General features: G+C 66.0%; 26 protein-coding genes. 3 read left to right on the top strand and 23 right to left on the bottom strand.

Features of this window, described 5'->3' with window-relative positions:
• Positions 1-15 precede the first annotated feature (15 nt).
• Positions 16-1,254: an acyl-CoA dehydrogenase family protein gene (locus ACMVY4_RS11365; protein ID WP_416896145.1), complete on the bottom strand. Its 1,239-nt coding sequence runs from the start codon at positions 1,252-1,254 to the stop codon at positions 16-18.
• Between the two features lie 122 nt (positions 1,255-1,376).
• Here ACMVY4_RS11365 and ACMVY4_RS11360 point away from each other — a divergent pair, with 122 nt between their 5' ends.
• Positions 1,377-2,279 (top strand): DMT family transporter, encoded by a 903-nt coding sequence (locus tag ACMVY4_RS11360; RefSeq protein ID WP_416896144.1) that lies wholly within the window; start codon positions 1,377-1,379, stop codon positions 2,277-2,279.
• Positions 2,276-2,962, top strand: coding sequence for a 2OG-Fe(II) oxygenase (locus ACMVY4_RS11355; protein WP_416896143.1), 687 nt, complete (start codon positions 2,276-2,278; stop codon positions 2,960-2,962). The genes ACMVY4_RS11360 and ACMVY4_RS11355 overlap by 4 nt, the downstream gene beginning before the upstream one ends.
• 5 nt (positions 2,963-2,967) lie before the next feature.
• On the opposite strand, the gene ACMVY4_RS11350 is transcribed toward ACMVY4_RS11355, so the two are convergent.
• The 6 genes from ACMVY4_RS11350 to ACMVY4_RS11325 form a co-directional block, all read right to left on the bottom strand.
• On the bottom strand, positions 2,968-3,204 hold the full coding sequence (locus tag ACMVY4_RS11350; protein ID WP_416896142.1) for a hypothetical protein: 237 nt from the start codon (positions 3,202-3,204) through the stop codon (positions 2,968-2,970).
• Positions 3,205-3,320: 116 nt separating this feature from the next.
• Positions 3,321-3,950 carry a MarC family protein gene (locus ACMVY4_RS11345; protein ID WP_416896141.1) on the bottom strand — a complete coding sequence of 210 codons (630 nt, stop codon included), beginning with the start codon at positions 3,948-3,950 and terminating at the stop codon, positions 3,321-3,323.
• A gap of 122 nt (positions 3,951-4,072) precedes the next feature.
• A complete protein-coding gene (locus ACMVY4_RS11340; protein WP_416896140.1) occupies positions 4,073-6,385 on the bottom strand; it encodes a xanthine dehydrogenase family protein molybdopterin-binding subunit in 2,313 nt (770 codons plus the stop codon).
• Positions 6,386-6,487: 102 nt separating this feature from the next.
• Entirely contained in the window at positions 6,488-7,339 is an 852-nt protein-coding gene (locus tag ACMVY4_RS11335) for a carbon-nitrogen hydrolase family protein (protein ID WP_416896139.1), read from the bottom strand.
• Complete coding sequence (grxC, locus tag ACMVY4_RS11330) at positions 7,336-7,596, bottom strand: glutaredoxin 3 (RefSeq protein ID WP_416896138.1); 261 nt, start codon at positions 7,594-7,596, stop codon at positions 7,336-7,338. The genes ACMVY4_RS11335 and grxC overlap by 4 nt, the downstream gene beginning before the upstream one ends.
• 38 nt (positions 7,597-7,634) lie before the next feature.
• On the bottom strand, positions 7,635-8,378 hold the full coding sequence (locus ACMVY4_RS11325) for a ComF family protein (RefSeq protein ID WP_416896137.1): 744 nt from the start codon (positions 8,376-8,378) through the stop codon (positions 7,635-7,637).
• 45 nt (positions 8,379-8,423) lie between these two features.
• Here ACMVY4_RS11325 and ACMVY4_RS11320 point away from each other — a divergent pair, with 45 nt between their 5' ends.
• Complete coding sequence (locus ACMVY4_RS11320; protein ID WP_416896136.1) at positions 8,424-9,314, top strand: methyltransferase domain-containing protein; 891 nt, start codon at positions 8,424-8,426, stop codon at positions 9,312-9,314.
• A 9-nt stretch (positions 9,315-9,323) separates the two neighbouring features.
• Here ACMVY4_RS11320 and boxB read toward each other — a convergent pair whose 3' ends face one another.
• The 16 genes from boxB to ACMVY4_RS11240 form a co-directional block, all read right to left on the bottom strand.
• The gene (boxB, locus tag ACMVY4_RS11315) at positions 9,324-10,772 is read right to left on the bottom strand and encodes a benzoyl-CoA 2,3-epoxidase subunit BoxB (RefSeq protein WP_416896135.1); all 1,449 of its coding nucleotides are present in this window, start codon (positions 10,770-10,772) and stop codon (positions 9,324-9,326) included.
• Between the two features lie 48 nt (positions 10,773-10,820).
• Complete coding sequence (gene boxC, locus ACMVY4_RS11310) at positions 10,821-12,482, bottom strand: 2,3-epoxybenzoyl-CoA dihydrolase (protein ID WP_416896134.1); 1,662 nt, start codon at positions 12,480-12,482, stop codon at positions 10,821-10,823.
• A 95-nt stretch (positions 12,483-12,577) separates the two neighbouring features.
• On the bottom strand, positions 12,578-13,210 hold the full coding sequence (gene ureG, locus ACMVY4_RS11305) for an urease accessory protein UreG (protein WP_416896133.1): 633 nt from the start codon (positions 13,208-13,210) through the stop codon (positions 12,578-12,580).
• On the bottom strand, positions 13,207-13,890 hold the full coding sequence (locus ACMVY4_RS11300) for an urease accessory protein UreF (RefSeq protein ID WP_416896132.1): 684 nt from the start codon (positions 13,888-13,890) through the stop codon (positions 13,207-13,209). Before ACMVY4_RS11300 ends, ureG begins: the two co-directional genes overlap by 4 nt.
• Positions 13,880-14,374, bottom strand: coding sequence for an urease accessory protein UreE (locus tag ACMVY4_RS11295; protein WP_416896131.1), 495 nt, complete (start codon positions 14,372-14,374; stop codon positions 13,880-13,882). Before ACMVY4_RS11295 ends, ACMVY4_RS11300 begins: the two co-directional genes overlap by 11 nt.
• Positions 14,374-16,086 (bottom strand): urease subunit alpha, encoded by a 1,713-nt coding sequence (gene ureC, locus ACMVY4_RS11290; RefSeq protein WP_416896130.1) that lies wholly within the window; start codon positions 16,084-16,086, stop codon positions 14,374-14,376. Before ureC ends, ACMVY4_RS11295 begins: the two co-directional genes overlap by 1 nt.
• Positions 16,086-16,394 carry an urease subunit beta gene (locus ACMVY4_RS11285; protein WP_416896129.1) on the bottom strand — a complete coding sequence of 103 codons (309 nt, stop codon included), beginning with the start codon at positions 16,392-16,394 and terminating at the stop codon, positions 16,086-16,088. The genes ureC and ACMVY4_RS11285 overlap by 1 nt, the downstream gene beginning before the upstream one ends.
• Positions 16,395-16,408: 14 nt before the next feature.
• A complete protein-coding gene (locus ACMVY4_RS11280) occupies positions 16,409-16,711 on the bottom strand; it encodes an urease subunit gamma (RefSeq protein ID WP_416896128.1) in 303 nt (100 codons plus the stop codon).
• A gap of 22 nt (positions 16,712-16,733) precedes the next feature.
• Positions 16,734-17,456: an urease accessory protein UreD gene (locus tag ACMVY4_RS11275; protein WP_416896127.1), complete on the bottom strand. Its 723-nt coding sequence runs from the start codon at positions 17,454-17,456 to the stop codon at positions 16,734-16,736.
• Positions 17,457-17,589: 133 nt separating this feature from the next.
• A complete protein-coding gene (urtE, locus tag ACMVY4_RS11270) occupies positions 17,590-18,285 on the bottom strand; it encodes an urea ABC transporter ATP-binding subunit UrtE (protein WP_416896126.1) in 696 nt (231 codons plus the stop codon).
• Positions 18,286-18,288: 3 nt separating this feature from the next.
• Positions 18,289-19,041: an urea ABC transporter ATP-binding protein UrtD gene (urtD, locus tag ACMVY4_RS11265; RefSeq protein WP_416896125.1), complete on the bottom strand. Its 753-nt coding sequence runs from the start codon at positions 19,039-19,041 to the stop codon at positions 18,289-18,291.
• Between the two features lie 4 nt (positions 19,042-19,045).
• Entirely contained in the window at positions 19,046-20,191 is a 1,146-nt protein-coding gene (gene urtC, locus ACMVY4_RS11260) for an urea ABC transporter permease subunit UrtC (protein WP_416896124.1), read from the bottom strand.
• 4 nt (positions 20,192-20,195) lie between these two features.
• Complete coding sequence (urtB, locus tag ACMVY4_RS11255) at positions 20,196-21,803, bottom strand: urea ABC transporter permease subunit UrtB (protein WP_416896123.1); 1,608 nt, start codon at positions 21,801-21,803, stop codon at positions 20,196-20,198.
• A gap of 116 nt (positions 21,804-21,919) precedes the next feature.
• Complete coding sequence (gene urtA / locus ACMVY4_RS11250) at positions 21,920-23,194, bottom strand: urea ABC transporter substrate-binding protein (protein ID WP_416900235.1); 1,275 nt, start codon at positions 23,192-23,194, stop codon at positions 21,920-21,922.
• Between the two features lie 227 nt (positions 23,195-23,421).
• The gene (locus ACMVY4_RS11245) at positions 23,422-24,231 is read right to left on the bottom strand and encodes an SDR family NAD(P)-dependent oxidoreductase (RefSeq protein ID WP_416900234.1); all 810 of its coding nucleotides are present in this window, start codon (positions 24,229-24,231) and stop codon (positions 23,422-23,424) included.
• Positions 24,228-24,791: a carboxymuconolactone decarboxylase family protein gene (locus tag ACMVY4_RS11240; RefSeq protein WP_416900233.1), complete on the bottom strand. Its 564-nt coding sequence runs from the start codon at positions 24,789-24,791 to the stop codon at positions 24,228-24,230. The genes ACMVY4_RS11245 and ACMVY4_RS11240 overlap by 4 nt, the downstream gene beginning before the upstream one ends.
• Between the last annotated feature and the right edge of the window lie 50 nt (positions 24,792-24,841).

The raw sequence follows: 24,841 nt of genomic DNA, 5'->3' as shown, positions 1-24,841 counted from the left end.
CCGGACGCGCCGCCGTCAGTCGCGGAACTTCTTGAACAGGTCCGAGGCGACCTTGCGGATCTGGATTTCCTCGGTCCCTTCGGTGATCCGGTAGCGCCTGTGGTGGCGGTAGATGTGCTCGAAGGGCTTGTAGCGGGTATAGCCCATGCCACCATGTACCTGCATCGCCCGGTCCGCCGCCTCGCAGACGAAGCGGTTGGCGCGATAGTTCGCCATTGCGACCCAGTGCGTGACCGCCATGTGGTCCTGCTGGTCCAGATGCCAGGCTGACTTGTAGACCAGATTCCGAAGCATCTCCGCTTCGGTGTTCAGTTCCGCCAGCGGCCACTGGATCGCCTGGTTGCGCGACAGCGGCTTGCCCCAGGTAATGCGGCTGTTCGCCCACTTCACCGCCTCGTCGACGCAGTACTGCCCGGCGCCCAGGCTGGACGCCGCCTGCCGGATCCGGTTCTCGTGGAAGAAGGCCTGCATGCATTCCAGCCCCCGCCCCTCCTCGTGCAGGATCGCCGAGTTCGGCACCCGCACGTCGCGGAAATGCACCTCGGCATGGTCGGAGGGCATGTTGAAGGTCCAGTGCATGTAGGCGATGTCGACGCCCGGCGTTTGCACCGGCACGATGAAGGCGGTGATGCCCATCGGCTCGCCTGGCGTTCCCGATGTCCGTGCGAAGACAACGTCGTGGCTGGCGTTCGACATGCCGGAGTTCCAGCGCTTGGTGCCGTTGATCACCCAGTCGTCGCCGTCGCGCTTCGCCTCGGTCTCCATGAAGGTCGCATCGGAGCCGTGATTTGGCTCGGTCACGCCGAAGGCGACGCGCTTCCGGCCCGTGATCATGTCCTCGATGAATTCTTCCTTCTGCGCCTCGGTGCCGACCGTGGCGAAGATATGGACGACGGGGAAATTGCCGACGACCGAACTCTCGTTCTGCAGATCGTTGTGCAGGCCGAGGCCCTTGTGCGCAAGGTGCTCGCGGATGATCGCCATGCCGAGGTTCGATCCGCCCGAGCCGCCATATTCCTTCGGCAGCGCCCAGCGCAGATGGCCGGCCTTGTCGGCGCGGTTCTTCATCTCCCGCAGCAGCTGTTCCCACTCTTCCTTGGGCGCGCCGCCGTTCTCCCAGTCCGTCCGCTCGTATTCGCGGCGATGGTCGAAATACTTGATGTTCTCTTCCTCGAGCGGCTTGATCTCCTTGGCGATGAAGTCGTCGAGCACCGCCAGATAGTCGGCGATATCCTGCGGAATATTGAAATCCATGATGCGTCCTCCCCGGCGCCGAGTGTACGGCATGGGGCCATCGCGGCAACCGCCACAAGAACCGGAAAGCCATGCCGGCAGCGCTGCGCTATCCCGTAGCGGACGAACAGCTGGAGGACAGGATGACCGGCAGACAGATGGGCGCGGCAGAATGGGCGATGATGCTGGCGCTGTCGCTTCTGTGGGGCGCGACCTTCTTCTTCGTCGAGATCGCGTTGCGCGACCTGGGGCCGCTCACGCTGGTGCTGGGCCGGGTGGCGATGGGCGCGGCGACGCTCTGGCTGCTGGTGCTGGCCAGCGGGGCGGTATTGCCGAAGACGCTCCGCGACTGGCGTGAACTGGCTGTCATGGGCCTGATGAACAACGCCATACCCTTCACGCTGATCTTCTGGGGCCAGACCCAGATCACCTCGTCGCTGGCGTCGATCCTGAACGCAACGACACCGATCTTCGGCGTCATCGTCGCGCACCTGTTCCTGGCCGACGAACGCGCCACGCCGAACAAGGCGCTGGGCGTCCTGTTCGGGATCGGCGGGGTCATCCTGCTGATCGGTCCCGACGCGCTCGCCGGCGTCGATGGCAGCCTGCTGGGTCAGCTGGCCCTGATCGGGGCCGCCATCTCCTATGCCTTTGCCGGTGCCTGGGGCCGCAGGCTGGGCCGTTTCGCCCCGCCGGTTGCCGCGGCCGGCATGCTCACCATGTCGACGCTGATGATGGTGCCGGTTGCCCTGCTCGCCGAGGGCCTGCCCGGCACCGCGCCCGGACTCTACCCGGTCTTGGCCTGGGTCGCGCTGGGAGTCGCCGGGACCGGCCTCGCCTATATCCTCTATTTCCGCATCCTCGAGCGGGCCGGCGCGACCAATCTGCTGCTCGTCACCTTCATGATCCCGCCCAGCGCGATCCTCCTGGGCGTGTGGTTCCTCGACGAAAGCCTGTCACTGACCGCGGTGGGTGGCCTCGTCCTGATCTTCATCGGGCTGGCCTGCGTCGACGGGCGGTTTCTGCGGCGACGGGCAACGGCATGACCGGGATCGACTGGGTAAAGGTTCGCGGCGATCTGGATGAACGCGGCTTCGCGCGCACACCGAGGGTCCTCAGCCCGGACGCCTGCGAAGCCATTGCCGGACTCTATGACGACACCGAGCGCTTTCGCAGCCGCATCGTCATGCGCCGGCACGCCTTCGGCGAGGGCGAGTACAAGTATTTCGCCTATCCCCTGCCCGATCCGGTGCAACGGCTCAGGGAGACCGCCTATCCGGAGCTGGCGCCGCTGGCCAACCGCTGGGCGGAGCAACTGGGCTGGCAGAACCGCTTTCCCGGCAGCCATGCCGCCTATCTCGATGAGTGCCACGCCGCCGGGCAGACGCGGCCGACGCCGCTGGTGCTGAAATATTCGGAAGGCGGCTACAACCGGCTGCATCAGGATCTGTACGGCGACCTGCACTTTCCCGTGCAGATGGCGGTCCTGCTGTCAGACCCCGCCTCATTCGAGGGCGGCCAGTTCGTGCTGACGGAAACGCGCGCCAGAATGCAGAACCGGGCCGAGGCGATCTCGCTGGGCCAGGGCGATGCCGTCTTCTTCGCCGTCAATCAGCGTCCCGTCCGGTCGGCGCGCGGCTACAGCCGGGCCACAATGCGCCACGGGGTCTCGACACTGCACAGCGGCTCCCGAATGACCCTGGGCGTCATCTTCCACGACGCGCGTTAGGGCTCTCAGCGTTTCGGCGGGCGGCAGCTCGGCGCACCGTGCAGGCTGCCCGGGCTGGCGGACTGATCCATCTTGTTGAAGTTCTCGACGATACCGCGGAACTGCGCCTCGGGCGCATGCGGATCGTGACTTTCCTCGACCTCGGCGCGGCGCGGGATCATCAGCCAGAAGGCGACCGCGAGAAGCAGGCCGATCGCCGCCGACACCAGCAGGTACAGATCTTCGCCAAACAGTTCGACCACAACGCACCTCGTCTACCGAGGCTTCGACAGTAACCCGAAAACCGCCCTGAGCGTGTGCCCGGCATCAAGTGTCAGGAGACTGAAGCGGAATTTTCCCGCCCCTGTGACCGGAAACACTACACACCGAAGGTGTTGCCAATGGCGTCGAAGATCAGCTGCACCGCCAGTGCGGCCAGGATCACGCCGAGGATCCGGCCGATGGTCTGGGCCACGGTGTCGCCGACCAGCCGCATGATCGGGCCGACCAGCAGGAGCACGGTGAGGCAGAGAAGCAGCACGGCGCCGGCGGCGCCCAGCACGGCCATCTGCGACTGGGCGTCGCCGCCCGCCTGCTTCATGTAGAGCATGATGGTGGCGATGGCGCCCGGCCCGGCCATCAGCGGGATCGCCATCGGAAAGACGGAGATGTCGCTCGCCGCCTCGTGATGTTTCTCCTGAAAGTCGGAGGTCCGCTTCTCGCGCCGTTCCGAGCGTTTCTCGAAGATCATGTCCATGGCGATCAGGAACAACAGCACGCCACCCGCGCCGCGGAAGGCGTCGAGGCTGATTCCCATCGCGCCCAGCAGATACGCGCCGCCATAGGCGAAGCCGGTGAGGATCAGCGCCGCCAGAACCGTCGCCCGGACCGCCATGCGGATCCGGTGCGCCCGGCTCGCGCCCTCCGTCAGGGTCGCGAACACCGGCGCGATCCCGATCGGATCGATGATCACGAAGAAGGTCACCAGCGCCGGCAGAAATGCGTCCATGGACCGCCCCTTCCCATAAAGGTGTCATGCCCGCTTCATGCGGGCATCCGGTCAATCGGAAACCTGCGGCGCGGCCGCACCGGACCCCCGCACAAGGCGGGGGTGACACCGGTGGCAGCAGACTAGCGCGCGGCCTGGATCGCCCGCCAGACCGCCTGCGGCGTCGCCGGCATGTCGATCTCCGTCACGCCCATATCGGACAGCGCGTCGATGATGCCGTTGACCAGCGCCGGCGGACCGGCGACGCAGCCGGCTTCGCCGCAGCCCTTGGTCCCCAGCATGTTGGACTTGCAGGGCACGACCTCGCGTTCGAACTTGATGTTGGGCAGGTCGGACGCGCGCGGCATGGCGTAGTCCATGAAGGACCCCGCCACCAACTGGCCGTCATCGTCGAACAGCCCGTGCTCCAGCATGGCCTGACCGACGCCCTGAGCGATGCCGCCATGCACCTGGCTTTCGACGAAGAGCGGGTTCACGACGTTGCCGAAATCATCGACCACGGACCAGCGGTCGATCGTCGTGATGCCGGTCTCCGGATCAACCTCGACCTCGCAGACATGACAGCCATTGGGATAGGTGACCGGGTTGAACTTGGTCGTCTCGCGGGTGTCCAGGGTCTCGATCTGACCGGCCAGCGCCATCGACTTGGCTTCCTCGGCCAGATCGATGATGTCGATCTTCCGGTCGGTGCCGGCGACCTCGAAGGTGCCGTCGTTGAACTCGATATCGACGGCGTTGGTCTCGAACAGCTGCGCCGCGGCCTGCTTGCCCTTCTCGATCACGCTGTCTGACATGGCGTGGATCGCGGTGCCGGTGGAAACCAGCGAGCGCGAGCCGCCGGTGCCGCCGCCCGACGGGATCTCGTCGGTGTCGCCCATGACGATGCTGATGCGCTCCGCATCGATCCCGAGCCGGTCGCAGATCAGCTGCGTGAAGGCGGTCTCGTGACCCTGGCCGTTCGACTGGGTGCCGACCAGCACGGTCACCTTGCCGCCTTCCTCGAAACGGATGGCGGCGGATTCCTCGGGCATGCCCGCCGTCGCCTCGACGTAGTAGCAGATGCCGCGGCCGCGTTTCAGGCCCTTCGCCTCGGTCTCGGCCTTGCGGGCGTCGAAGCCGTTCCAGTCGGACTCCTCCAGCGCGCGCTCCATCACCTTCAGGAACTCGCCGGAATCGTAGGTCTCGCCGGTCGATGTCTTGTAGGGCAGCTGCTCGGGCTTGATGAAGTTCCGGCGACGCACCTCGTCGGGACCGAGGCCCGTCTCCATGGCGATCTTGTTGACCAGCCGTTCGATCAGATAGATCGCCTCCGGCCGACCGGCGCCGCGATAGGCGTCGACCGGGGTCGTGTTGGTCAGCATGCCGTGGACGTCCAGATACATCACCGGCACGTCGTAGACGCCCGCCAGCACCTTGGCGTGGGCCGCGGTCGGGATCAGGCAGGACATGGTCGACAGATAGCCGCCCAGATTGGCGGTCGTGTGGACGCGCAGTCCGAGGAACTTCGCATTCTCGTCGATCGCCATTTCCGCCCAGGACCAGTGATCCCGGCCCTGCGTGTCGGTCAGGAAAGCCTCCTGCCGCTCCGAGACCCAACGCACCGGGCGCTTGAGCTTCCGCGCGGCAAAGGACGACAGGATGTGCTCGGGGTAGAAGAACAGCTTCATGCCGAAGCCGCCGCCGACGTCGGGCGTGATCACCCGGACCTGGCTTTCCTCGATACCCAGACAGCCGGCCAACTGGCGCTTGATGCCCCAGCCGCCCTGGGTCGGCGTGTACAGCGTGATCTTGTCGGCATCGGCGTCGTAGTCGGCGATTGCAGCGCGCGCCTCCATCGAGTTCGCGACGACGCGCTGGTTGATCACCTCGACGCGGACGACCTTGTGCGCCTTCTCGAAGGCGGCCTTCGTGCCGGCCTCGTCGCCGTTCTCGAAGTCGAAGACCATGTTGCCCGGCGCGCCGTCATGCAGCAGCGGCGCCCCGTCCGCCTTCGCCTTGCGCGCGTCGGAGACCGCGTCCAGCGGCTCGTAGTCGACCATCACGGCCTCAGCCGCGTCCTTGGCCTGGGCCAGGGTCTCGGCGACCACGAAGGCGACGCCGTCGCCGACATGGCGGACCTTGTCGTGGGCCAGCGCGAAATGCGGCGGCTCGGCGCGCTTGGAGCCGTCCCTGTTCTTGACCGGCCAGAGGCTCGGCAGGCCCTTCACGTCCGCGTCCTGCAGGTCCTGCCCGGTGATGACGTCCAGCACGCCGGGCATGCCCTTCGCGTCATCCACGTCGACCGACAGGATCTTCGCATGGGCATAGGGCGAGCGGACGACGACCGCATAGGTCTCGCCGTCGAAATGCAGATCGTCGGAATAGCCGCCGGTCCCGGTGATGAAACGGATATCCTCGACGCGGCGGACCGCCTGCGCGACACCGAACTTGGTCATGTCGAACCCCTCCCCAATGCTTCCGCAACAACAAAACGGCCCCGCATGGACGGGACCGGACTGATCAGAATGTTAATGGCCGACCGCCGGATGGCAAGCGCCCTACTCGGCCGCCGCGGCGTCAGATTGTCCCTCGAGCCGGTAGACCCGGTCGTTCGAAAGCGACGGCACCGACTGCCGCGCCTTCCGGACAGCATCCATGTCGAGCTCGGCCGTGACATAGCCGGGCGCCTCACCGCCATCCGCGAGCACCTCGCCCCAGGGGCTGACGATCAGCGAATGGCCGTAGGTTTCCCGCCCGCCGTCATGACTGCCCGTCTGGGCCGCGGCGATCATGAAGCAGCCGTTCTCGATGGCGCGGGACCGCAGCAGCACATGCCAGTGCGCCTTGCCCGTCTCGGCGGTGAAGGCAGATGGCGCGGTCAGGATATCCGCACCCGCCTTGGCCAGATCGCGGTAGAGGTGCGGAAAGCGCATGTCGTAGCAGATGGTCATGCCGAGCCGTCCGAACGGCAGATCGACCACACTCACGCTCTCGCCCGGCCTGTAGGCGCGGCTTTCGGTGAATTTCTGGCCCGACGGCAGTTCCACGTCGAACATGTGGATCTTGTCGTAGCGGTTGGCGATGCCGCCCGACGGATCGATCAGGAAGGAACGGTTGACCAGCCGGTCGTCCATCTCCCCGCGCAGGGCCAGCGAACCGATATTGATCCAGACACCCAGCTTCGCCGAAAGATCGCGGTAGGCCTTCAGCGACGGGTCTTCCGCTTCCGGGTGCGTCGCGGCCATGGTGTCCTGACGGCGACGGTAGATGAAGTTGGTGACTTCCGGCGTCTGGATGAAGGTTGCGCCATCCTTGGCAGCGGCCTCGATCCAGCCCGTGCACGCGGCCAGATTGGCTTCCCAGTCCGTGCCCGTATTGGGCTGGATGCAGGCGGCGGTGACCCGGGTCATGCGCCCTGCAGCAGCGGGTCGAGCCCGCCGGAGCCGTCCAGCGCCGCCAGATCGTCATAGCCGCCCACATGGGTCTCGCCGATGAAGATCTGCGGCACGGTGCGGCGGCCGCCCGAGCGCTTGATCATCTCGTCGCGCTTGCCTGGCGTGAACATCACGTCGAATTCCTCGTAGGCCGCGCCCTTGTCGTCGAGCAGTTTCTTCGCCCGATAGCAGTAGGGGCAGAGGCCGGTCGTGTAGATTTCGATCTTGCTCATCTTCGTCTTTTTCAGTGGCTGCGGTACTGCCACCTAATCTAGTGCACCCGGCCGCTCTGAACAACGCGCGCCACGGTCAGAACGCTCACCGTTTCCGCGCCGCCGAGCCGCAGGACCCGCGCGCAGGCCTCGGCGGTGGCCCCGGTGGTGTAGACATCGTCGACCAGAACCACATGCGCGCCCTGCAGCCGGGGCCGCCAGCGGTCGTCGACGGCGAAGGCGCCGCGCACGTTGCGCCGCCGGGCGGTGGCGCTGAGCCCACCCTGGCTGGGCGTCCGGCGCTTACGAAGCAGGGCATCCGGCGCGGCCGGCAGATCGGTCTGCTCCGAAAGCGCCAGCGCCATCAGCGCCGACTGGTTGTAGCGCCGCTGCCAGAGCCGCCGGGGATGCAGCGGCACGGGCACGATCAGATCGGCCGCAGGCAGGATGTCGCGCCCGGCCCGGCGCAGCAGATTGGCCAGACCGCTGGCCATGTCGGTACGGTCGCCATGCTTGAACTTCAGCACCGCCGAGCGGAGCGGCTCGTCGTAGCGGACGGCGGCGCGGGCATGATCGAAGGCCGGCGGGGACGCCGCGCAGAGACCGCAGAGGCGGCCTGCTTCCGACTCGAACTCGAAAGGCAGACCGCAGGAGATGCACATCGGCTCGGCGATGAAACTGCTGTCGGCGAAGCAGCCGGCGCAGAGCCGCCCGGGTTCGGCGACCGGCGCGCCGCAGCTGAAACACTGCGCCGGCAGCAGCAGGTCCAGCGCGCGCCGGGCATATGCGGTCATGCGGCTCATGGCGAAACTCTGGCATGACGGGCGGCGCTGCGCCATATCGGGGGCATGGTGGACGCCATCGACATCTTCGACCGCCGCCGGCACCGGGAGAACCGCGCCCGCGCCGCGCGGAACTTCGCCGAGCACGACTTCCTGTTCCGGGAGGTCGGCGAGCGGCTGTTCGACCGGCTGCAGGACGTGAACCGCCGCTTCAGCCGGGCGCTGGTGGTCGGGTGCCGCGCGCCGCTGCCGCCCGGGCTGGTGGACGAGACGGTCGGCATGGATCTCACCCCGCCCTTCGCCACCCATGTCGTGGCGGACGAGGAGGCCCTGCCCTTCGCGCCCGCCAGCTTCGACCTGATCCTGAGCCCACTGGCGCTGCACTGGGTCAACGACCTGCCCGGCGCGCTGATCCAGCTCCGCCGTGCGCTGAAGCCCGACGGTCTGCTGCTGGCGGCGCTGTTCGGCGGCGGCACGCTCTACGAGCTGCGTCACGCGCTGCTGGAAGCCGAGATGGAGATCGAGGCCGGGGCCAGCCCCCGCGTCTCCCCCTTTGCCGAGATCCGCGATGCGGGCGGACTGCTGCAACGGGCCGGCCTGGCCCTGCCGGTCGCCGACATGGACACGATCACGGTGACCTACGACAACCCGCTGAAACTGCTGGCCGATCTGCGCGGCATGGGCGAGCAGAACGTGATCCGCGAACGCCGCCGCTCCTTCCTGCGCCGCGCCACCCTGCTGCGGGCGATGGAGATCTACGCCGAGCGCCACGCCGACGCGGACGGCCGTGTGCCCGCGACCTTCGAGGTGGTCTTCCTGACCGGCTGGGCGCCGCACGAGAGCCAACAGCAGCCGCTCCGCCCCGGCTCGGCGGCGCAACGGCTCGCCGACGCGCTGGACGCCAACGAAATCGGGGCAGGCGAAAAGATCCGCCCGCCCCGGAAGGGAAGCTCCTGACGGCCTGGATCAGGCGTCGTGCAGCTGGACGTATTCGAACTCGCCGGGCTTGTTGTTGATGCCGCGGCGCGGCGGGGCGATCCAGCCGGCGTACTGGCCAGGCTCGGTGACCTGCACCATCAGCGACTGGATGAAGTCGCCGTCGGCCTTCGTCGGCAGCCACTCGTCGCGCTTCGCGTTCCACTCGTCCTTGCTGACGATGTTGCCCTGCGGATCGACCGGCACACCGGAGAAGTAGCCGATCTGGCGGTGGAAGCCCTCATGCGGCAGGGTCAGCTCGAAATCGATGCCCGCCTTGCTGATGGTCTTGTTCCAGCGGGTGACGCCGATGGCCGCGTCCTTCGAATAGTCGTCGCGGAGCCGCATGTTGATCGCCGACAGCGCCGGCATGTCGACAACCTTGATGGCGCCGTCGACGATCTGGCGCACCGGATAGGTGGCGTCCTTCAGCCGGTGATCGTCCTCGATCCGCGTCTCCATGAAGCGGCCCTTCAGGCCGGCGTTGAAGGCGTTCGCGGCGTTGGTGGAGACCTCCTGACCGAAGAGGTCCAGCGACAGCGTGTAATGCAGGTTCAGCTTCCGCTGGATCGTCGGCAGGTCGATGACGCCCAGCTCGCGGATACGGTCCACGGCGTAGGGGTCGGTGATGCCGGCCTCGTTCATGGCGTCGCAGGTGCGCTGGACGACGCGGCCGACGCCGGTCTCGCCCACGAACATGTGGTGGGCTTCCTCGGTCAGCATGAAGCGGCAGGTGCGCGACAGCGGGTCGAAGCCGGACTGCGCCAGGCTCTCCAGCTGCATCTTGCCGTCACGGTCGGTGAAGTAGGTGAACATGAACAGCGAGAGCCAGTCCGGCGTTTCCTCGTTGAACGCGCCCAGCATGCGCGGGGCCTCGTCGGAGCCGGAGCGGCGGCGGAGCAGCATGTCCGCTTCCTCGCGGCCGTCACGGCCGAAATACTTCTGCAGCAGGTAGACCATCGCCCAAAGGTGACGGCCTTCCTCGACATTGATCTGGAACAGGTTGCGCATGTCGTAGAGCGACGGCGCGGTCTTGCCGAGGTGGCGCTGCTGCTCGACCGAGGCGGGCTCGGTGTCGCCCTGGATGGTGATCAGACGGCGCAGCATGGCGCGGTACTCGCCCGGCACCTCCTGCCAGGCCGGCTCGCCCAGATGCTCGCCGAAGGGAATGGTGCGGCCCTCGACCTCGGGGGCCAGCAGGATGCCCCAGCGGTAGTCGGGCATCTTCACATAGTCGAACTTGGCCCAGCCCTTCGGGTCGACGCCGACGGCGGTGCGCAGATAGACCGGCACGTCCTGGAAGCCCTCGGGGCCGAGCTGCTTCCACCAGTCGATGTAGCCGGGATGCCACTTCTCCAGCGCCTTGAGCACACGGCGGTCGCCGGACAGGTTCACATTGTTGGGGATCATGGTGTCGTAGCTGACGCTCATCTCGCTCATGGCGTTGTCCTTTCAGCTCAATTGCTCAGAGGCATTTCATGTCGTGTTTCACACGCGCTTCATATCGTATTCGCCGCGGACGCCGGTGCCGTAGCGCCGTAGGGCGCCGGCCTCGCCAACCGCGTTGGGACGCTGGAAAATCCAGTTCTGCCAGGCGGTCAGCCGCCCGAAGATCCGGGTCTCCATGGTCTCGGGACCGGGGAAACGGAGATTGGCCTCCATGCCGGTCATGGCGTCGGGGGAGAAGCTTGCCCGCTCCTCGATGAAGATGCGGACCTCGTCTTCCCAGTCGACGTCGTCGAGCGCCTCGGTGATCAGACCCAGTTGGTCGGCGTCTTCCGCCTCCAGCGCCTCGCCCTTCGCGGCCTCGGCCTTCTCGACCATCTCCGGCTCACCAAGGAAACGGGTCTGCAGGCGGGTCAGGTCGTTCGACATCGGCATCAGGCCGAAATTGGCGTCGGTCAGTGTGACGGTGGCAACGGGGCGGTTGTCGCCCTCGAACTCGTCCAGCATCATGTAGCTGCGGTCGACGGCGAACAGGATCTCGGCCAGCACGCCGGCGAAGCAGGAGCCGTGCTCGACCAGCGCCACCAGCGAGCGCGAGGTCAGATCGACCCGCTTCAGGACCCGCTTCCAGTAGAGCAGGATCTCCTTGGCCAGCCAGTCGTCGGCATTGTCCAGCAGCAGCTTCTCGTGCGCGATCAGCTTCTCCGGATCGCCCTGGGACTTGAAGATCAGCACGCCGGTCTCAAGCTCGTTCAGGCGCAGATGCAGGATGGCGTCGTCCAGTTCCCGCGCCAGCTTCAGCATGTAGGTCTCGGCGCCCTGCGCATGCAGGTCGGCGATCGAGGCCGGCGCATCCTCTTCGGGGCCCGACAGGCTGATGGTGGCGACGCCTTCGTCGCGGTCCATCGCAACCTCGACCAGCGAGTATGTGACGGAGCCGTCGTCCTGGAAGGTCCGGTCCAGCGGGGTCAGTTCGATGCCCTTCGCGTCGCGGGCCCGCGGCGACTTTTCGGCAAATTCGGCGGCGCGCTCGGCCACGGTCTCGTCGAAGGTCGAGTTGCGGACGACCTCGTCGACCAGTCGCCAGTCCTGGGCGCGCTGGCCCCGCACACCCTCCTCGGTCGAGCAGAAGATGTCGGCGCGGTCGCGGCGGACCTTGCGCTTGTCGGTGACGCGGGTCAGGCCGCCGGTGCCCGGCAGCACCGCCAGCAGCGGCACCTCGGGCAGGGCCACGGAGGACGAGCCGTCATCGGTCAGCATGATGTAGTCGCAGGCCAGCGCCAGCTCGTAGCCGCCGCCGGCGCAGGCGCCCTTCACGGCGCAGATGTAGTGCTGCCCGCTCTCCGCGCCCGCCGCCTCGAAGGTGTTGCGGGTCTCGTTGGTGAACTTGCAGAAGTTGACCTTGTGGGCATGGGCCGCGCCGGCCAGCATGCGGATGTTGGCGCCGGCGCAGAAGACCTTGTCCTTGCCCGACTGCATGACGATGGCACGCACTTCCGGGTGCTCGAAGCGCATGCGCTGGACCACGTCGGCGAGTTCGATATCGACGCCGAGGTCGTAGGAATTCAGCTTCAGCTCGTAACCGTCGAACAGACCGCCATTCTCGTCGACATCCATGTAGAGGTTGGCGACGGGGCCGTCATACTCGATGCGCCAGTGGCGGTACTTCGACGGGTCGGTCTGAAAATCGATGCGTTTGGACACGCGGCATCCTCCCAAGGGTCTGTCCCTGTGAAGATGCAGTATAGTGCAATTTTTAACCGACGCAAGTGTGGATCGATAGCTGCATTATAATGCAGTCATGCCGCGTCAGACGCCTCCAGCCCACCTCGGGCAATGACGAAATCGCGGATCTCGGGCACGCCCTTGCCCGACTTCACCTGGGCGAAGACGAAGGGCCGTTCGCCGCGCTGGGCCTTCGCGTCGCGATCCATGCGGCCCAGATCGGCGCCGACCAGTTCGGCGAGGTCCGTCTTGTTGATGATCAGCAGGTCGGAGCGCGTGATGCCCGGTCCCCCCTTCGCCGGAATCTTGTCGCCCGCCGAGACGTCGATGACATAGAGCGTGATATCGGCCAGCTCCGGGCTGAATGTCGCCGCCAGATTGTCGCCGCCGGATTCGATCAGGATCACGTCCAGATCGGGAAACCGGCCCCACATGTCGGAGACCGCCTGCAGGTTGATCGAGGCGTCCTCGCGGATGGCCGTATGCGGGCAGCCGCCGGTCTCGACGCCCATGATCCGGTCGGGCGGCAGTGCGCCGGTGCGGGTCAGAATCTCCGCATCTTCCTTGGTGTAGATGTCGTTCGTGATGGCCGCGACCGAGTAGCTCTTGGACAGCTCGCGCGAGAGCTGCTCCATCAGGGCGGTCTTGCCGGAACCGACAGGCCCGCCGATGCCGATGCGCAGGGGGCCGTTGGGGGATGACGTCATGAGCGGAAGAGCCTCGTTCTCTGGGTTTCGTGCTGCATCGACTTGATATCGGCCATGAAGGTGGTGGTGGAAAGATCCTGCAGCGGCGTCGCCAGTGCGACCGCAGCGACCTGCGGCAACAGCGGCTCAAGGCCCTTGGTCAGGATCAGCCCGTCGGTCTGGCCGAGGGGCACCAGCCGCACGACCGCCGAGATCAGGTTGGCGGAATAGGCGTGCAGATAGGCGACCGCGGCCTCGGTGAGCGGCACGTCATGGCCGGCCGCGGTGACGCCAACCGCCACCGGATAGGCGATGGGGCCGTCATGGACGGCCCGCAGCATGTCCACCGCTTCGGTCGGCCACGCGGAATCGACCGCCTTCAGGAAGGCCTGGCCCTGGGCTTCTGTTTCCAGCGAGAGTTCGGCGGTCGGCGACAGCGCCTCGGCCTGTTCTGCGACCGCGGCCAGCGCCGCCCGGTCGTTGTTGAAGACGGCGCGCCACGCATGGGCCAGCAACACGGCATCGGCCCGGCCGCCGCCCTGGCCGACCAGATCGACGATCCAGCTTGCCGCGCTCTGGCGGTCATGGATCGCGCCTTCCTCGACCGCGGCCTCCAGGCCGTGGCTGTAGGTGTAGGCGCCCACCGGGAAGGCGGGCGATAGCCAGCTCATCAGACGCATCAGATTGACGTCAGTGGGCATGGGTGTGTCCTCCTTTGTCGTGATGGTGGTGGTGATGGTCGTGAACGGGTCCCTGTCCGTAGGCCCCGCCCTCGGGGTCAAACGCCGCGCGGATGGCGGCCGTGGTACCGCCGAGCCGGCGGACCATTTCCTCGATGACATGATCGGCGCGAATCCTGAGCCGTCCATCCAGCAGTTGGGTCGGCAGGTGGCGGTTGCCCAGATGCCAGGCGATCCGGACCAGATGCGCTGTATCGTCGGCGGTGATCTCGATCAGGTCCTCTACCGCCGCACGGACCTGGACGATGCGGCCGTCCGTCAGCTTCAGGCCGTCGCCGTCCCTGAGCGCCGGCACTTCCGCCATGTCCAGCAGGAACGCGAGCCCCTTCTCCCCGGTCAGGGCAAGACGGCGGCGGCGGCGGTCCTCGAGATCCAGCACCACTCGGTCAACCGCGGCCGCAGCCTCGAAGTGGCCCCGCTCGACGATCTCGTGGCACTTCAGCATCAGAACAGGAAGTAGCGCTGGGCCATCGGCAGGACTTCGGCCGGTTCGCAGGTCAGCAGCTCGCCGTTGGCGCGGACTTCGTAGGTCTCGGGATGCACCTTGATCTCCGGGCAGAGGTCGTTCAGGATCATCGAACTCTTGCCGATCCCGCCGCGGGTGTTCTCGACCGCGAGCACCTGCTTCTGAAGCCCCAGCCCCTCGCCGATGCCCGAATGTGCAGCGACCTTCGACACGAAGGTCACGGACGATTCCGTCAGCGAACGACCGTAGGAGCCGAACATGGGCCGATAGTGCACCGGTTGCGGCGTCGGGATCGAGGCATTCGGATCGCCCATCTGCGCCGCGGCGATGGTGCCACACTTCAGAATCATGTCCGGCTTCACACCGAAGAAGGCGGGTGACCAGACGACCAGATCGGCCAGCTTGCCCGGTTCGATCGAGCCGATGTGCTTCGACATGCCGTGGGCGATGGCGGGATTGATCGTGTACTTGGCGATGTAGCGGCGGACGCGGAAATTGTCGTTGTCGCCCTTTTCCTCGGGCAGCGGCCCGCGCTGACGCTTCATCTTGTCCGCGGTCTGCCAGGTCCGGATGATCACCTCGCCGACACGTCCCATCGCCTGGCTGTCGGAGGCGATGATCGAGAAGGCGCCCATGTCGTGCAGGATGTCCTCGGCGGCGATGGTCTCGCGCCGGATCCGGCTTTCAGCGAAGGCGACGTCCTCAGGGATGTTCGGATCCAGGTGATGGCAGACCATCAGCATGTCGAGATGCTCGTCGATGGTGTTCACCGTGAAGGGCCGCGTCGGGTTCGTCGACGACGGAATGACGTTCTTCTCACCGCAGACCTTGATGATGTCCGGGGCATGACCGCCGCCAGCGCCTTCGGTGTGGAAGGCATGGATGGTGCGGCCCTTGAAGCTGGCGACCGTGTTCTCGACGAAGCCCGACTCGTTCAGCGTGTCGGTGTGGATCATGACCTGCACGTCCATGGCGTCGGCGACACCGAGGCAGCAGTCGATGGCCGCGGGCGTGGTGCCCCAGTCCTCGTGGAGTTTCAGCGAGGACGCCCCGGCCATCACCATCTCTTCCAGCGCCTTCGGCGTCGAGGCGTTGCCCTTGCCCGACAGGCCCAGGTTCACCGGAAAGGAGTCGAAGGCCTGAAGCATCCGCCCGATGTGCCACGGGCCCGGCGTGCAGGTCGTCGCATTGGTGCCCGTGGCCGGACCGGTGCCGCCGCCGAGCATCGTGGTGACGCCGCTCATCAACGCTTCCTCGATCTGCTGCGGGCAGATGAAATGGATGTGCGCGTCGAAGCCGCCGGCGGTGATGATCTTGCCCTCGCCGGCGATGGCTTCGGTGCCCGGGCCGACGATGATGTTCACGCCGGGCTGGGTGTCCGGATTGCCGGCCTTGCCGACCGCCGCGATCCTGCCGTCCTTGATGCCGATATCGGCCTTGATGATCCCGGTGTGGTCGACGATCAGCGCGTTGGTGATGACGGTATCGACGGCGCCCTCGGCCCGGCTTGCCTGCGACTGGCCCATGCCGTCGCGGATCACCTTGCCGCCGCCGAACTTCACTTCCTCGCCGTAGATCGTGCGGTCTTCCTCAACCTCGATGATCAGTTCGGTGTCGGCCAGACGCACCTTGTCGCCGACGGTGGGGCCGAACATGTCGGCATAGGTCTCGCGCCCGATGCGATAGGCCATCAGTCCAGTCCCCCCATGATCTTCTGGTTGAAGCCGTAGACGGTACGCTTGCCGAGCAGGGGCACCAGCGTCACCTCACGGCTCTGGCCCGGCTCGAAGCGGACGGCGGTGCCGGCCGGAATGTCGAGGCGCATGCCGCGGGTCTTCTCACGGTCGAAGTCGAGGCCCGGATTGGTCTCGTAGAAATGATAGTGGCTGCCGACCTGCACCGGTCGGTCGCCGGTATTGGCCACGGTGACGGTGACCGTCTCGGCGCCCGCGTTCAGTTCGATCTCGCCGGGTTTGATGAAGTATTCGCCAGGTATCATGGGTCGCCCTCCCCTCAGCGGATCGGTTCGTGGACGGTGACCAGCTTGGTCCCGTCGGGGAAGGTGGCCTCGACCTGCACGTCGTGGATCATCTCGGCCACGCCTTCCATCACCTGATCGCGGGTGATGACCGAGGCGCCCTCGGCCATCAGGTCAGCGACCGTGCGGCCGTCCCGTGCGCCCTCGACCACGAAATCAGTGATCAGCGCGATCGCTTCCGGGTGGTTCAGCTTGACCCCTCGCTCCAGCCGCTTTCGTGCGACGACGGCCGCCATCGCGACCAGCAGCTTGTCCTTTTCCCTGGGCGTCAGGTTCATCTACTGCCCTCCCCTCGAGCCTTCAGATCTGAAACGGCCTCGGCAAACGCGCGGACCTTCCGAATACGATGTGGCGCAGCGCCGGGATCAGCCCTGTCATGATCCTGCGCAGCGAGTCGCCATCTTCCGCCGCCAGCCGCGCAAGCACCAGCCCGCGCATCGCCGACGCACCGCCATGGGCGCCGGCATGTTCCCGGATCAGGCCTGCGCAGGCGTCCGGGTCGGCCGTCTGGCAGACGATGGTGGCGTAGGCGCGGTTGGCGCCCAGAACGGCGGGCCGCGGCGGCGGGCCGAAATGTGTGTCGTCCAGCCGGAGACTGTCCCGCCAGACCAGACGGCCATCGCGGCGCAGCTGCCATTCATCATCGATCAGGCCGCCCATGACGGTTTCGCCCATGGCCTTGCGGCCGAGCACCATCGATTCGACGGCCAGGAAACGGGCGCCTGCGGCGAGATGCACGGACGTGCGGCGGTGGAAGCGGCCTTCATCGAACAGGATCGTTTCCTGGGGCAGCCATTCGGCTCTGGCGTCTTCGCCGGCGACCAGCCTGTTGGTGACCACCGCATCGCCACCGGTGGATCGGTAGACCCGTTCGGCCGCCTGTGTGGTGAGGCAGGCGGCGACGCCGTCGCCCCAGGTCGCGTCGACAGAAACACGATCACCGCCGGTCAGTCCGCCGGCAGTATTGATCAGGACGGCCGTGCGCGGTTCGTCGAGATAGACTTTCGGCAGGCGTGCCTTCATGCAACCTTGCTGATGGAGATCGGCCAGCGCGGTCCTTTCACCTACCCCCAGGAAGGCGATACGGACCGCGCCGACCGACCGCGGCAGCCCCGGACTGCCTGCCAAATCGCCCGGGGCTGCCGATTCCGCCGGCTCAGACGGTGAGGTGTCGGCGAACATCGTCCTCATCCATCTCGTCGGCCTTACCCGACAGCACGATCTCGCCGCGGTCCATCACATGGAACGTGTCGGCCAGATCGCGTGCGAATTCGAAATACTGCTCCACCAGCAGGATCGCCATGTCGCCGCGATCCCTGAGCAATTTGATGACCCGCCCGATATCCTGGATGATCGACGGCTGGATGCCTTCCGTCGGCTCGTCGAGCAGAAGCACCCGCGGCCGGGTTACCAGCGCGCGGGCGATGGCGAGTTGCTGCTGCTGACCGCCGGACAGGTCGCCGCCGCGGCGGCCCAGCATGTCCTTCAGAACCGGAAACAGGTCGAAGAGATCCTCGGGAATCGAACGCTCGGCGCGCGGGAGACAGGCGTAGCCGGTCTCAAGATTCTCCCGCACGGTCAGCAGCGGGAAGATCTCGCGGCCCTGCGGCACGATTGCGATGCCTGCGCGAGCGCGCTCGAACGGCTTCATACCGGTCAGGTCGGCATCGTCCAGCGACATGCCGCCCTTCATGATCGGTTGCTGCCCGGCGATGGCGCGGAGCGTGGAGGTCTTGCCGACGCCGTTGCGGCCCATCAGACAGGTCACCTTGCCCGGCTCGGCCTCCAGCGAGACGCCCCAGAGCGCCTGGCTGGCGCCGTAGGACAGGTCGATATCGTTGACCATCAGCATCGTTCAGCGCCCCAGATAGACTTCGATGACGCGCTCGTTGGCGCTGACGGTGTCCAGCGAACCTTCCGCCAGAACCGACCCTTCGTGCAGCACCGTAACCCGGACGCCGAGATCGCGCACGAAGGTCATGTCGTGTTCGACCACGACAACGGCGTGGCTCTTCGCGATGTCCTTCAGCAGCTTCGCCGTTTCCGCGGTCTCGTCGTCGGTCATGCCCGCCGCCGGTTCGTCGACCAGCAGCAGCTTCGGATCCTGCGCCAGCAGCATGCCGATCTCCAGCCACTGCTTCTGTCCGTGGCTGAGCGAGCCCGCAAGCTGCCCTGCATGATCGCCGAGACGGGTGATCTCCAGGATGTCGTCGATCCGCTTCTGGGCCTCGTTGCTGCGGTTCCAGAACAGCGAGGTGATCACCGACCGGTTGGCCTTCAGCGCCAGCTCCAGATTGTCGAAGACCGTCTGCGTTTCGAAGACCGTCGGCTTCTGGAACTTCCGCCCGATGCCCAGCTGCGCGATGGCCGCCTCGTCATGCTTTGTCAGATCGATCGAGCCCTCGAAGTAGATGTCGCCCTTGTCGGGACGGGTCTTGCCGGTGATGACGTCCATCATGGTCGTCTTGCCGGCCCCGTTCGGCCCGATGATCGCGCGCATCTCGCCCTTGGCAAGCACCAGCGACAGCTCGTTCAGCGCCTTGAAGCCGTCGAAGGAAACGCTGACGCCGTCGAGATAGAGCGTGCTGTCTGTCAGTTCGACTGCCATCGCCCTACTCCGCTGCCGCCGGTTTCGGTTCGGCCTGGCCGGATCCCGGATCCGGCTTCCTTCGCCGTTTCTCCCAGAAGCCGTTGACGGCGCCGACGATGCCCTTGGGCAGGAACAGCGTGGTGCCGACGAACAGCGCACCCAGCGCGAACAGCCAGATCTCCGGCACCGCGCCGGTGAAGTAGGTCTTGGCGTAGTTCACCAGAATGGCGCCGATGACCGCGCCGTAAAGGGTGCCTCGGCCGCCGACCGCGACCCAGATCACCACCTCGATGGAGACCGGCGGCGCGAACTCGGAGGGATTGATGATGCCGACCTGGGGTACGTAGAGCGCACCGCCGACGCCGGCCATGCAGGCCGACAGGACGAACACGGCCAGCTTGTAGCGGTCGACGCGGTAGCCCAGGAAACGGGTCCGGCTCTCGGCGTCCCGGATCGCGGTGATCACCTTGCCGTACTTGGAACGCGTGACCGCCTTGCAGATCAGGAAGCCCAGACAGAGCGCGATGCCCGAGGCGACCAGCAATCCGACGCGCGTCGCATCAGACTGCAGATCGAAGCCGAGGATGTCCTTGAAGTCGGTCAGGCCGTTGTTGCCGCCGAAGCCCATGTTGTTGCGGAAGAAGGCAAGCATCAGGGCGAAGGTCATGGCCTGGGTGATGATCGACAGATAGACGCCCGTGACCCGGCTGCGGAAGGCGAACCAGCCGAAGATGAAGGCCAGCAGACCGGGCACCAGGACCACCATGATCATGGCGAACCAGAACATGTCGAAGCCGTGCCAGTACCAGGGCAGCTCCTGCCAGTTCAGGAAGACCATGAAGTCCGGCAGTTCCGGATTGCCATAGACTCCCCGGTCGCCGATCTGGCGCATCAGATACATGCCCATGGCGTAGCCGCCGAGCGCGAAGAAGGCGCCGTGGCCCAGGCTCAGGATGCCGCAATAGCCCCAGATCAGATCGACCGACAGCGCCAGCAGCGCGTAGCACAGATACTTGCCGATCAGCGCCACCATGTAGGTCGGAGCGTGAAGCGGCGAGGAAGGCGGCAGCAGCTGGTTGGACAGGCCGATCAGGATGACGAGGCCCATCAGGACGCCGAGGAAGATCAACCCGCCGCGGTCGAAGGCGCGGAAAACGAAACCCTGCATCGTCTTACGCCTCCACCGCGCGGCCCTTGAGCGCGAACAGGCCGCGCGGCCGCTTCTGGATGAACAGGATGATGAAGACCAGGACGAAGATCTTGGCCAGCACCGCACCCGAGAACGGTTCGAGGAACTTGTTGGCGACGCCGAGCGACATGGCAGCAACCAGCGTGCCCCAGAGGTTTCCGACCCCGCCGAACACCACGACCATGAAACTGTCGATGATGTAGGACTGGCCCAGATTGGGGCTGACATTGTCGATCTGGCTGAGCGCCACGCCGGCGATGCCGGCGATGCCCGAACCGAGGCCGAAGGTCATCGCATCGACCCAGTCAGTGCGGATGCCCATGGCCGCAGCCATGCGCCGGTTCTGGGTGACGGCGCGCATCTGCAGGCCCAGCGGCGTCTTGCGCAGGACCAGCATCAGCGTGAACAGCACCACCAGCGAGAAGACGATGATCCAGATCCGGTTGTAGGTCAGGGTCATCTCGCCCAGTTCCACCGCGCCGGACATGAAATCGGGGTTTCCGACTTCCTGATTGGTGGGACCGAAGACCGAGCGGACCGCCTGCTGCAGAATCAGGCTGACACCCCAGGTCGCCAGCAGGGTCTCCAGCGCGCGGCCGTAGAGATAGCGGATGATGCCGCGCTCCATCGCCACGCCCACCGCGCCCGAGACCAGGAAGGCCAGCGGTATCGCGATCAGCAGTGAGAATTCGAACAGGCCGGGTGCGTTGTTGCGGATGATCTCCTGCACCACGAAGGTCGTGTAGGCGCCCAGCATCACCATCTCGCCGTGGGCCATGTTGATGACGCCCATGACGCCGAAGGTGATGGCCAGACCGATGGCAGCCATCAGCAGCACCGAACCGAGGCTGATGCCGTAATAGATGTTCTGGGCCATGGCCCAGAGTTCCTGCCGCTCCTGGATGAGTTCGGCCGCGCTGACGGCGGCGGCCCGGACCGCTTCCGTCTCGGTCTCCGGCACACCCTTGAGCAGCGCCATGACATCGCGCCCGCCGCGGTCGGCGAGCGTCTCGATGGCGGCGAGCTTCGCGTCCTCGCCCAGATCGGAGCGCATCACGGACGCCGCGCGGGCGACGGCCATGGCGTTCCGGATGCCTTCGTCGGTCTCGGCGGCGATGGCCGCGTCAAGCGTCTCGATCGCTTCAGGATCCGGGCTCTTGAACAGGGAGGCGGCCGCAGCGCGGCGCACCCTCGGTTCCGGGGACTGCAGCGTCAGCGCGCCCAGCGCGCCGCGGATGGCGCGTCTCAGGCTGTTGTTGATCCCGATGCGGCGGGCGTCGCGGCGTCCGACGTTCTCGACGAACTCGCGGGTCAGCGGGTCCAGCAGGTCGGTGCCTGAATCGGCGTCGCGGGCGATGAAGACCTTGTCGTCGTCCTTGCGGTAGTAGAGGTCGCCGTCGCCCAGCGCCCTGAGGACCCCGGCGGCCCTCTCGTCGCCGGTTGCAGCGATCTCGGCGACGGTTTGCTCCATCGCCGCGTAATCCTTGGTGTTCAGTTTCTGAACGAGCCCTGAGAGATCTTCGGCGCGCGCCTCGAATATGGGCAGGCAGAGGCAGAGGCCGAGAAACAGGGCGAGAAAGCGGGGCATCATGCCGATCTCGCTTCTTGACTGGGGGTGTGCGTCACTTCCTCGAGCCGGTTCGGGCGGCGGCGGAACCCTCTTCCACCGCCGCCCTCGCCAGGCATTGTGTTGCGGTCAGAGCGCAATCAGTACATCGGCTTCTCGCAGCCGCCGCAGACCCACGGATAGGTCCAGTCGGCGGTCAGCTTGGAGCTCTCCGGGATGAAGTCGGACCAGGCGTCGCCCTTGACCACGCCTTCGGTCGACCAGACGGTCTGGAACTGGCCGTCATCCTGGATCTCGCCGATCAGGACCGGCTTCGACAGGTGGTGGTTGGTGTTCATCACCGCGATGCCGCCGGTCAGGTTCGGAACGGTCTGGCCGTACATGGCCTGACGCACGGCATCGACGTCGGTGGTGCCGGCCTGCTGGACGGCCTGGACCCACATCTTGAAGCCGATGTAGTGGGCTTCCATCGGATCGTTGGTCACACGGTCCTCGTTGCCGATGAACTTGTGCCACTTGGCGATGAACTCGTCATTCTCCGGCGTGTCGACCGACATGAAGTAGTTCCACGCGGCCAGGTGACCGACCAGCGGGCCGGTGTCGATGCCGGCGAGTTCTTCCTCACCCACGGAGAAGGCGACGACGGGGATGTCCGCCGCGTTGATGCCCTGGTTGCCCAGTTCCTTGTAGAACGGCACGTTGGCGTCGCCGTTGATGGTCGAAACCACGGCGGTCTTCTTGCCGGCCGAGCCGAAGGTCTTGATGTCCGACACGATCGTCTGCCAGTCGGCGTGACCGAACGGCGTGTAGTTGATCATGATGTCCTCGGCGGCGACACCCTTGGCCTTCAGATAGGCCTCGAGGATCTTGTTGGTCGTCCGCGGATAGACGTAGTCGGTACCGGCCAGAACCCAGCGCTCGACGCTTTCGTTCTTCATCAGGTAGTCGACAGCCGGGATCGCCTGCTGGTTCGGCGCGGCGCCGGTGTAGAACACGTTCTTCGAGCTTTCCTCGCCTTCGTACTGCACGGGGTAGAACAGCATGCTGTTCAGCTCTTCGAAGACCGGCAGGACGGACTTGCGGGACACCGAGGTCCAGCAGCCGAACACCACGTCGACGCCGTTGACCGAAATCAGCTCACGAGCCTTTTCGGCGAACAGCGGCCAGTTGGAAGCGGGATCGACAACCACGGCCTCCAGCTTCTTGCCGAGCAGGCCGCCCTTGGCGTTCTGGTCTTCGATCAGCATCAGCATGACGTCCTTGAGGGTCGTCTCACTGATCGCCATGGTGCCGGAAAGCGAGTGCAGGACACCGACCATGATCGTGTCGTCCTGCGCCTGCGCAGCGCCGGCAGCGAGCCCCGCCGCCATGGCGGCGCCTGCTGCGAGCGCCTTGAATTTCCTGAAACCGAACATCGTCTGTCTCCACCTCCTGTAAGCGACGAGTAATGCTCATCACATTCCAAGAGGCGTGCCAAAGCTGCATTTTTCAGCAGATAGCCCGAATTCCAATTCTTATCAGAGTGTTAAAGCCTTTCTCTGAGACCCGATCTCCATTGTGCATATGCACAAATGCTCATCAGAAAGGCATTTTTTCTGCCTTAATTGTATGCAAACGTCAATTTTGAACAAAAAACAGACATCTATCCGACCCGCGCACCGCCGCCGCCATCAACCGGCAACACGATACCCGTGATGAAACGCGCCTCGGCCGAAGCGAGAAAAAGGGCCGCATGCGCCGTGTCCCAGCCATTGCCCATTTTCCCCTTCAGAGGCACGCGGGCATTGCGGGCCGCCCGCACCGTCTCGTGCGACGAACCGGGCTCGGCGGCGCGCCGCTCGATGGCCATCGGGGTGTCCATCAGCCCGGGCGCGATGGCATTGCAGCGGACACCGTACTTGGCGTTGCCCAGCGCGACATTGACCGTGAGCCGGTTCAACGCCGCCTTGGTCACTTCGTAGGCGGTCATGCCCGAGGTGGCGATCGCGGCCAGTGACGAGATGTTGATGATGTTGCCTTCTGTCTCCCTGAGGGCCGGGATCGCCGCCGCGGTCATGCGCCACGCGCCCTTCAGGTTCACGTCGATCATGCGGTCGAAGACATCCTCGGGCAGCCAGTGCGCCGACGTATCCCCGCCGCCCCCGATGCCGACATTGTTGAGCACGATGTCCAGACGCCCGGTCTCGTCGAGCGCCCGCTGGACCGCAGCCTCGCAGCTTTCCTTCGAGGTCACGTCCAGTTCGATCGCGACCGCCTTGCCTCCCTCACCGGCAATCATCTCGGCAGTCTCGCCGGCCCTGGCGGCATCCCGGTCGCCCACCAGCACCGTGGCGCCGGCGCGGGCGAACAGGATCGAGGCCGCCCGGCCGTTCCCGACGGTCTGGCCCGGCTGCTGGCCGCCGCCCGCGACGATGGCCGTCAGCCCTTCCAGCCGGCCGGCGACGCTGCTCATCGCGTCAGGTCCGGATCGAGGGTCAGCCCGTCGTCAAGCTGCACGCCGAAGCTGTTCAGCATCATGGAGACCTGCGTGTACTGGCCGACCGTGAAGACCACATCCATCTTCTGCTTGTCGGTCAGCGGAGACAGCGCGGCCCAGGTTCCGTCGGAAACAAAGTGGTCGCGCACCAGTTCGTCCGCAGCCGTCAGCATGGCGCGCTCCAGATCGTTCCACAGCGGCGAGGCCGGTCCTTCCTTGATGCGCTGGATCTCGATGTCGGTCAGCCCGCAATCGCGCCCGATAACCTCGTGCTGGGCCCACTCGTAGCCGGACGAGCAGAGATAGCCGACGCGCAGTATGATGATCTCGCGCTCGCGCGGCGGCAGGTCGTTCTTGTCGGACAGCACATAGCCGCCCCAGACGTTGAACCGCTTGAAAGCGCGGGGCGCGCGCAGCAGCGTGCGGAAGATGTTCAGCACCCGGCCCCAGCTGGCCAGCGGCAGCACGGCTTCCTTCTGTTCCTCGGTGAATTCGTCGTCCTGCAGCGGCGCGATGCGCGCTTCCTTCAGTCTCATCTCGGTGATCCTCCCCTGATCGATGCGCGAGCTTAGCCGGAAACGGGCCG

It is taken from the genome of Minwuia sp. (assembly GCF_048007105.1).
Lineage (GTDB): Bacteria > Pseudomonadota > Alphaproteobacteria > Minwuiales > Minwuiaceae > Minwuia.
Note: the sequence above shows the minus strand (reverse complement) of the source record. Positions and strands in the feature narration are given on the sequence as shown.